Below are 9,042 nucleotides of genomic sequence, written 5' to 3' on the forward strand. Positions count from 1 at the left end.
GGGCGCCCGCGGGCTTGCGGCCCGAGGCCACCCCCGAGGCCTGACGGCACGCGCGGTTTCAGGGCACTCGCAGCACCACCTTGCCCACCGTCGCGCGCGACTCCAGTCGCTGGTGGGCTTGCGCGGCCTCCTCCAGTCCCACCACCAGCCCCAGCTTCACGCGAAGCTGCCCTCCCGCCAGCGCGCTTCCCAGCGCCTCGCGTGCTCGCCGCTGCAGCGCCGCCGGGTGCGGTGTGCGCAGCCAGTACGCGCTGACTTTCAGCGACTTCGCGTACAGCGTCTCCACCTCCACCGCCGCTGGGGGGCCGCTCGCGCTCCCGTACGCCACCAGGTGCCCGAAGGCCGCCAGCGACTCTCTCGTTGACGAGACAGCGCGATTCGCTGTCGACCCCTGCCATCGATCAGGCTTTTTGCCTCAGCGTGGGTAGAACTGCTCGATGGTGATCTCCTCCGCCAACGCATGGAGGGGGGCGCCAAAGGTCGTGACCGTTGTGAACCACTGGGTGGTGACTCCGTCGACCTCGAAGGTCAGCGGAACCAGGACGGATCCAGCACCGCCAGGCATTGTTGCTGGTAGCGCACGGGCTTCCGGGCAGGTGAGTACTCTCTCCAATACGCGTGCGACCTCTGAGCGGGGACCGCGCAGCCGTGCATTCTCCCTGAGCCGACTGAGCAGGAAGCCCGCGACCTCGGGCCAGTTCCCAATCGCCGCTCGCACGCGACCTGGGGAAAAGACCAGGTCCATCAGGTTGATTCTCCCGAGCGCGTCTCGTCCCTGGCCCATCAGCGTGAGTGCGCCGGTGTTGGCGTCGAGCACCGTCGATGCCGCATCGAGCACGAGGGCGGGATAGGGGTCGTGCGTTCTGAGAATCATCGCCGCGGCCTGGCGGATCTCCTTCATCTCCTCACTGTTCCAATCACACTCGCCAAACTCAGGCGCGAAGCCCGCCGCGACAAGCAGGGCGTTGCGCTCTCGCAAGCCAAGCATCAATGCTCCAGCCAGTCGCATGACCATGTACTGGCTAGGGGTCGTCCGGCCTGACTCGATGAATGCCAGGTGTCGAGGAGAGACCTCGGCGTCGAGCGCCAGCCCAAGCTGGCTTTTGCCTCGCAACGCACGCCAGTCTTTCAGCAGCGTACCCAGTTCGCTGGTGGTTCCCGGGCCGTTCTTCCGGTGGCCCCTCGCCGGCACGTCGTCGATATCGCGCATCAAAAGGCCCCTTTCGTGGCTCTAGTCGATTCATGCCCGCCGGCGCACTTCCCTCCGAGGTCATTGCGAGGCGGCTGGGCAAAATCGAATCTTCAGGCTCTCTCGTCACCGGAAAGCTTCCTCATGACAGACCGCCTCGTCTATCGCTTCGATGCCATTGCCGCCATCACCATGGGGAGTGCCCTCCTGGTTGTGGCGACGCCCCTCACCACGCTCGCAGGCTGGTCGTTGCCACCTGCCTTCCTGTTCGGCGTGGGGTTGTTTCTCGTGCCGTGGGCTGGTTTCAATGCCTGGGTCTCCGGCCAACCGTCTGTTCCCACCCTGGCCGCGCTGGTGCATCTCACGGTGGATGGCTTGTGGGTGATGGGGAGCGTGGGGCTCCTGGTCGCTCACGGTTCCAGCATGACGCTTGTGGGCATCGTGCTCCTGATAGGACAGGCCGCGACTGTGCTCGGTGTCTTCGCGCTCAAGCTCGGGGCCGTGGCGCGCCCCCGCTTTGCTCGCAGGTGAGCCGAAGGCTCAATGGAAGGGCATTCCTGGCGGAGGACCTGGGTCTTGGAGTGCTCGACGGGTGGCCAAGCGGAGCCCCCAGGTGTGTTCATCAGGGGGCCGTTGTTCGAGCTCGTAGTGTTGACGAGGTGAGTGGCCCAAAGCGGGTCCTCCCTGTCGCGGCAGTGGGCTTCTGGCGCCGGACAGGGGGGCGGTAGCTGTCGTCTTCCCATGACGAGGACCGTGATGTGGTGGAGCGGGGCGGTCGGTCCATGGCGGAACCGGCCATCAGCGGGTCCCTGAGACGCCGAGGTCGCTCTCCAATCTCTCGGTTGGAGGTGATGTGACCCTGCTCTTGCGCGCGTACCACTGGCGGATGCCCTCGTAGAGGTCCACCGGCTCATCCTGGGACAGTCCGCGAAGGACGCGGTCATCGATGATGGGCAAGTCTGGCGAGGTGAAGCGCAAGCGGGCGCTTCTCGTAGCTGCCCATGAGACCCGTGCGCCCCAACGCATGAGCAACTTGTCGGTGCCGAGGTAGAGGGTACTGTAGCCGGCGCGGCACTCACCGTGGCCGAGGTCCTGTGTCAGGTGGGACTTTCTCAGTGGTGGTGGCCGACGATGAGCACTTTGTCTTGGCGCTCCAGGACGCCACACATGCATGGCTCCAGAGGGGTTGAAGTTGGCATCCTCGCAGGAGGTGTGACGCACGTGCTGGGACAGTTGCTCGGAGTCGAGACAATCCACCGTGTCGCTCGGCAACTCGGAGAGGAAATCGGAGTGGGGGAGGGGGTCGTCCACAGCCCGCTGGGTGCGCAGTTGCGGGGATTGAGGGACGCCGGCCAGGCGCAGCTTCTCGCGCATGGGAATCGATTCATCAGCTTGCCGACATCATCGAAATCCGCCTGCGCCACCTCTCCTGGCCGGGGACGGCCATGTCCTCGCTCCGTACGCGTGCGCCCCGAGCCTTCTGCACCCATGCGCTTCATGGCCGAGGCGCTCGCCTCGAAGCCGCCTACCTCCAGTCAAGCCCGCGGTGGGTGCTGAAGCCACAGGCCTTGGACGAGCAGCGCCTCCACTCGACCCTGTCCAGGACACCGGTGAGGATGGCTGCCTCGGTGACACCTTCGACGGCAGGTGCGCCTGCACCACCGCCTTGAGCGCTTCGTGCTCAGGTCCCTCGTCAGCGGGGCACCAGTACGCCGGACCGCCACGAGAGCCCGCGATGCGCCCTCACCCTATTCGGCCCCATGCCCAATTGCCGGGATACTTGGCTCGCACTCTTCGCTATACGGGGTGCAGCCGCACCAACGCTCTCAGCCAGAGTCATGTCTCGCCCCCCGGTAGCTCACCCTCGGGCCCCAGGGAGCGCCGCCGTGGCGGTGCTCGTGACTCATGAGGATGCATGGGCATGGGAGGACTGGCTGGGCAGACTCGCAGCCCTCTCGCCAGCCTCGCCTTTCCAACCGTCTTTCCAGTGCCAGGATCCGCGCGCTGCCCCGATTCGCGCTCCGCTTGGCCGCCCGCGCTGCGCACAGCACAACTTCGGTGAAGACCCTCCTGCGCGCCAATACCCCGGTCCGTCACACCACGCCCATGGACCCGTTGTCGGACCACTCGGTGAGGTCTCCCAGGTGATTTGCGCCTCGCTCAGTCTCTGGGGTGAGACACGACGGCCGTGACAGAAGTCTCCGCCTTCATTCGGCCTGTGAGCTACCAGTCCCCGTTGCAGTGAAGACGCGAGAGGACGCCTCGCAGCCACAGCAGGTCCGCCCGTCCACCATGACATCCTGGTCGACCGTAACGTTGGTTGCGCCCGCCGACATGCGAGCCTCTCGTCTCGATAGATTCTTAGCGGGGCTGTCCTCGGACGATCGTGCCTCCATGTCCGAAGTACACAGCGCGGTTCCGAGGGATTCGTGCCGTGAGGCTCCAATTGAGCGCCCGAGGGACGGATGACGCGCGCACAAAGCAGTGCGCTTCGCCCGGGGCAAATTCATAGCCGTGTATTCATGTTTTTGGAGTGACTATGTTTCGGCTTGAGGAGTTCCCTGGCGGTGGCCAGGTGTGGCCGTGTCACGTCGACGTCAAGAGCAGGGCAAGTAAGGGGGGGCACAATGCGGCTGACCAGTCTCAGGTTATCGCCATCCGAGACTCAAGCGTGGTACGGCCTTCACATCGAGCTTGCGCGTCGACGTGTCCACGTTCTGCTGTGGAAGGGGCCGCCGCGTTGAATATAGGCATTCTTGCAGTGGAATACGTGCGGTTGCCCTCTTTGACTCTGTGAAGCGAAAGAGTCCCTTGCGTTCTACGTGCTTGTTCGTGCCGCCGAGCTTGCGATGCGCGCCGGGCACTTCCACTGCCCGCGCGCACCACGGCGACCGTTTCATGGGACTGAGCGTCACCCGCTTCGGTGGCTCTCCCGCACTTCGTGTGGACCGTTGGTTCAGACGGTGAGCAGCACTCGACGACGCAATAGGTCGAAGTTGGCGCGGCCATACATCTGACGCTTGAGGAGCTTGAGCTTCGTGATTTGACCCTCGGCCTGGGCGTTGCTCCAGGGAGAGGTCAGGGCAGCCCGGACGGCATCGCCGTCCTGTTCGAGGCCCTCCGCAAAGGTTTCCACCGCGCGTACTCCGCACGCACGAGCCTCGCCCAACCACGCTTCGAAGGGCCTGCAGGACCTCGTTGGCCTTGCTCGCTGTGAAACGCCCCGCGAGCGCACGAGTTCGCAGAACCGCCGGGTCAATGCGACGACACGCGACGCTTCCTCGTCCTGCTCAATGCGCGCCAACGTCGCGGTCTCCGCGGAGGTCAACTCCGAGGGCCTCTTCACGCACAACCATGCCAATTGCTTCGGCGAGGGAAGTGCGTCAGGGCTCGTGCCCTTCGACCACCAGTTGCCGCCGGGGTATCCGCGCGCCCCTGCGCGAGGCCGAACGGTCCGTCGCACTTGGAGCCAACGGTGGACCTGCCGCGAGGTGCCACGAAAGCCTTGGGCGCGAATCTCCCGCCAGAGTTCGCAGGCGTTCTCACACCCCGCGGCTTGTCGCCGCGTCAGGTACTCCAGATAAGGGTCGAGGATGCTCGGTCTGGGCACGCGCGCCGCGCGCTCAGGGAAGACTTCGGCGGCGGCGTATTTGCGCACCGTCCCTCGCGCAAGTCCCAGTGTGTGACTGATTCTCAGCAGGGGCTCTCCCGCCAGGTGACGGCGCTGTACGGCTTCGTATGCAGCGACATGCCGGGAGCGGCTCTCCGCTCGGGCGTGAGCTTCGGCGTGAGTTCGCGAGAAGCTGGTGTGACGACGCGCGGGAGGAGTGTCTCCGCTCGAAACGGCTGGTAGCGCTCGAAGGCGGGGGTGAGCGCTGGTCATCCAGCGTTCCATCATTTGCCGTCCATTCAGCAGTAAGTGCCAGCGGTCCGCCACCTGCTGGGCCTCTGGAGCGCCCAGCACCGCCGCTCGTGCGTACTCGGTCGACCGGTCTCTGGCGATGACTTCCACGCCGGGGTGCTGGCTCAGCCATGCGCTCACCGTGGGAGTCGAGCGGTCTGGCAACACGTCCCGCACGCAGTGCTCTTCCAGGTCGACAAGGATGGAGCCGTAGGTTCGTCCCTTGCGCAGCGCCCAGTCGTCGAGGCCGAGGACGCGAGCGGGGCTGGGAGCAGGCAGCGGAGCGCGGCGAATCAGCCGCAGGAGGGTATCGGGACTGGTGGGCATGGCCAGGGGCTTGAGCAGCCTGGCCCCAGCCTCTGCTCCGGCTGTGATTGCAACGGCGCACTGCGCGGTGGCCAGCCGACGCGTCCGCCGAGCCTGAGCGGCCACCAGGCGCACCGGCCGCTCCGAGAACGTGCGGCGGGAGCATTCCGGGTTTCGGCAGCAGAAGCGCCGCACACGCAGCTCGAGTTGCACGACGCGCCCTGTGGCGGGCAGGTCCGCCGGGCGACGGACGTAGCTACCATGCACTGCGGTACTGGGCGTCTGGCAGGAGGGACATCGTGCTCCCGTGCCCTCCATGCGCACCCCGAGGACGACACCCGCCGCGCTACCGTGGGCCACCCGGTCCACCCGACACCCAGGAAGTGGGTACAGCGTTTCCATTCCCAGGGTGTATTCGCCCCGCTGGCAGCTTGCCGCGTCTGCCTACTCCCCAGAGGGGAACCACACGAAGTGCGGGAGAGCCACGGAAGCGGGGGACTCTCAGACTGCCCTGAAACATCCTCGGCGGATAGTCGGAGACGACGGTCGAACTTTTGCGATCGAGCAGCCCCAGTCGCCGCTGGAGAGGACCCTGGGGCCGGCTCGCACACTCGAGGCGTGGCAAATGCCACCGCAGCACGGTGGAGGTGGAGACGCTGGACGCGAAGTCGTTGGAAGTCAGCGCGAACTGGCTGCGCACGCCGCACCCGGCGGCGCTGCAGCGACGGGCACGCGAGGCCGCGCACTGGCGGGAGGGCAGCTGCACGTGAAGCTGGGGCTGGTGGTGGGGTTGGAGGAAGCCGCGCACGCGACCAGCGGCTGGAGTCGCGCGCGACGTGGGCAAGGTGGTGCTGCAAGTGCCCTGAAGCCGCTGCGGGCCCTCAGGCCTCGAGGGCGGCCTCGGGCCGCAAGCCTGCGGAGACGCCCTGGCGGCCGAAGCGGGCACTGGGGCCCCGCGTGGCGTCGGAAACTCTAGACGCATCAAGAGCGAAAAGCCCCCGTCGCACGAGGCGACGAGGGCCTCTCTCAAAAAGAATCCGGCAGAGACGGATGAGGTTGGCGTCCGGAGCGCGCCGATGGTCGTCGCGTACAGGGATGCCGATCGAGTTCCCGAAGTTGAGGTCGTCCCTTGCGAGGTCTCCATGTCTCATGCAGAGACCACCAGCAACTCTGTTGACCGACCCGAGCTGTGGCTTGTGAGAGAGGCCTGGGTCAGGAGCGATACGGTGGCATGCAGCACCATTCCCATGGGCGGGATGCGGGTTGAGGGAGGGAAGAGTGTCGCCGGTCAGTCTTCGGAGCCGTCACAATTGGCAACAGGGTCTCGAAGCCCCGTCGACCGAGGACTGCTGTCCCGAGCAGGCGGTCCCCGTTGTCCTCCGCATTCTGATGGAAAGAGGTGGTTGCCTGCGGTTCTCCGACCCACTGGAATGCAACCACGAGTGCTTGATGGATGGACCGGCGTGGCCGCGGGAACCCCTGTGGCACCACGACCCGTGCTCCAATCGTCAGGCCACCAGCCAGCGCCCTGCGTGGGCGCTGGAGAGGTGGGCACTTGTTCTCGAAGCTACTTGTGCCGCGTCCGAACTCGTGTTGTTCAATCTGGCCCGAGCTGCTTCGGCTTGCCCGGGTGAAGACGCTCGTAACCTCTTCGTTCGCCGCCCGGTCGCGCTGGCGCAGGCTCGCGTGAGGGGACAGGCGCCTTTCGCGACTTGGGCTCCGCGAACAAGCGCCCTCGTCGGCGTGGCGATGTAGTCGCCCTGACGAAGAGCATCAGCAGCACGAGGGATGCCGCCGCGAAGCCACACGGTCTTCCAAGAGGACAGCGGGTTCTTGGCGGAGCTCGAAGGAGTCGTCCCCCGAGAAGGGGAGGCAGAAGACCCTGTCGCCCGTGACAGGTACGTCGCCTCCCCGAGAGACTCGGGGGACTCCGGGGATGGAGCATCAGAGCGACAGGCATCCTCTTTCGTCAGGACCCCCACCCTTCGAGTGATCTGAGTCGTGGGGGCATCCTCTTTCACGATGGCGAAGGCCTCGTTCAGGAGTGGGCGCCCTGGATTGGCCATGTGCGAGTACTCGTTGTGTTCTATCCGGGGCAGTTGTTCGTACCGGGTCGCGCAGAGCGGGCTGTGGCGTCGCTTGGTCACCACGCGCGGGCTCGCTGAAGCCCGAGTGCAACCCGGAGAGGTCACTGGCCGCATGCCCGGAGAACGGTCTCAGGGATCACCCCTGGACTGAGATGGCGTGGCGCTCAGCGTGTCGGTGTCGAGCCACCCGCTCCTGCGTAGCGCGTCACGCGAGCTCCGGCTCTGCTCTCAACTGCGGGCCTCATATCGCGCCCATGGCGAAGCGCTCGGCGGCGAACCTTCAGGGGAAGCCGTCCGTGACGGGAAACTGCCTGAGGGCTCGTTCTCCGTTGGTGAATCCCCGTCCATGAACGTCGGACCAGGTTCGTAGCTCCCGGGTGAGTGCTGCCTCCTCGGAGACTCGTCAGGGCGTTGAAGGAACTCATGCACGTTCTTCTTGCGGAGGGCCTCCCTGGCAACTCTTCCCGAAGCGCGCAGCAAGTCCGCCGCCGTCGAATGGGCGATTCGTAGGCACTACGGTGCAAATAGACGTCGAGTGGGCGAAGCCAGGGCCGCAGTGCCCCCGTCGCAGGTGAAGGGCGGCCCCCTCAGGCAGGGAGAAACCGAGCCACCTCATCTGGGCGCACTCGCACAACTCCTCGGTAGGGTGGGCTGACTGCCCAGGCCTGCCGCTCCGATTGTTCGAGCACCGAGAATCTCTCCCGCGCTGCCAACCGCGGAAGGCGCCTGGCGTCCTGGTGAGAGAACCTGGGACGAGGGGACGCGGACTCGCCCTGTCCATGGGCCGCCCAGCGAGTGGCCTGTCAGGCGCTTCAGGAGAGCTGTTCACAGGACGCCTTCGGTGCCCGCAGCGGCGGTCGTCGATGGGCCACCGCTCGGGCGGGTGATGGGGAGCGGCCCTTCATTGATGGCCGATGCGCACGTTCGCTGGAGCCAGATCCGAGAGGTCACTGACCCAGGCCGAAAAAATCCAACGCCCTGCGATCAGAACGCTGGTGTTCGCCGAATCCCGATGGTACAAGCCGCCCCCCTCGCAACGAAGCCCGCGCACTGGCGCGGATCACTCCGTGGTGAGGATGTACCGACAGCACGGAATACAGCGGTCAACGAAGCGAGTTGACAGAAGATGCGGCGGTGGTAGAAGCCGCGCCCCGACGAAGAAGCCCGGGCAGCAGCAGGGCGGAAGCGGCGAGGGAGTCAACGAAGCAACGGTTGACACGGGATGCGGCGAAGAGATAGAAGCCGCGCCCTCCCGAAAGAAGCAGCGGAAGCCACTGGGCGGCGCTGAGGACTTCGGGAAGCAGCAGAGAAGAAAAGCGAAACTGGGTGGTTGACAGGGAGCGCGAAGATGAAATAGAAGAGGCGCCCCGCTGACGCCGGAAAGAAGCAGAAGGCGGCAGCAAAGTAGCAAAAAGTCGCGGATGAAACAAGTGGCTCGGTCTTTGAAAACCAAATAGCAAGCCCAAGAAGAAGAGAAGGATTGCGGAAACCGCAGTCAATCTTTGAGAAGGCACCAGCAAGGGAGCGCTGAGAAGCGCATACCAGCAGTGCCTGCAGTG

The 9,042-nt window shown here is 65.6% G+C and carries 5 protein-coding genes and 1 pseudogene; 2 read left to right on the plus strand and 4 right to left on the minus strand.

Going from position 1 to position 9,042, the window contains the following annotated elements:
- Window positions 1–58: 58 nt before the first annotated feature.
- Together HR086_RS41115 and HR086_RS41120 are read right to left on the minus strand one after the other, a co-directional pair.
- Window positions 59–358 (minus strand): annotated as a pseudogene (locus HR086_RS41115) (zinc-binding dehydrogenase); the annotation flags it as partial.
- A 57-nt stretch (window positions 359–415) separates the two neighbouring features.
- Window positions 416–1,210: a helix-turn-helix transcriptional regulator gene (locus HR086_RS41120; RefSeq protein WP_174468342.1), complete on the minus strand. Its 795-nt coding sequence runs from the start codon at window positions 1,208–1,210 to the stop codon at window positions 416–418.
- Window positions 1,211–1,333: 123 nt separating this feature from the next.
- Between HR086_RS41120 and HR086_RS41125 the strand changes: the two genes are divergently transcribed.
- Window positions 1,334–1,720, plus strand: coding sequence for a hypothetical protein (locus tag HR086_RS41125; protein ID WP_174459488.1), 387 nt, complete (start codon window positions 1,334–1,336; stop codon window positions 1,718–1,720).
- A 2,425-nt stretch (window positions 1,721–4,145) separates the two neighbouring features.
- Here the strand turns inward: HR086_RS41125 and HR086_RS41135 are convergent.
- A complete protein-coding gene (locus HR086_RS41135) occupies window positions 4,146–5,798 on the minus strand; it encodes an ISL3 family transposase (RefSeq protein ID WP_174468343.1) in 1,653 nt (550 codons plus the stop codon).
- Window positions 5,799–6,043: 245 nt separating this feature from the next.
- Between HR086_RS41135 and HR086_RS49320 the strand changes: the two genes are divergently transcribed.
- Window positions 6,044–6,166 (plus strand): hypothetical protein, encoded by a 123-nt coding sequence (locus HR086_RS49320; RefSeq protein ID WP_256433709.1) that lies wholly within the window; start codon window positions 6,044–6,046, stop codon window positions 6,164–6,166.
- Between the two features lie 2,420 nt (window positions 6,167–8,586).
- On the opposite strand, the gene HR086_RS48050 is transcribed toward HR086_RS49320, so the two are convergent.
- Window positions 8,587–9,042 (minus strand): hypothetical protein (locus HR086_RS48050; protein WP_217442153.1); only part of this gene is annotated, 456 nt, incomplete at its 5' end.

The sequence above is a fragment of the Myxococcus sp. CA039A genome, assembly GCF_013336645.1.
Classification (GTDB): Bacteria; Myxococcota; Myxococcia; order Myxococcales; family Myxococcaceae; genus Myxococcus; species Myxococcus llanfairpwllgwyngyllgogerychwyrndrobwllllantysiliogogogochensis.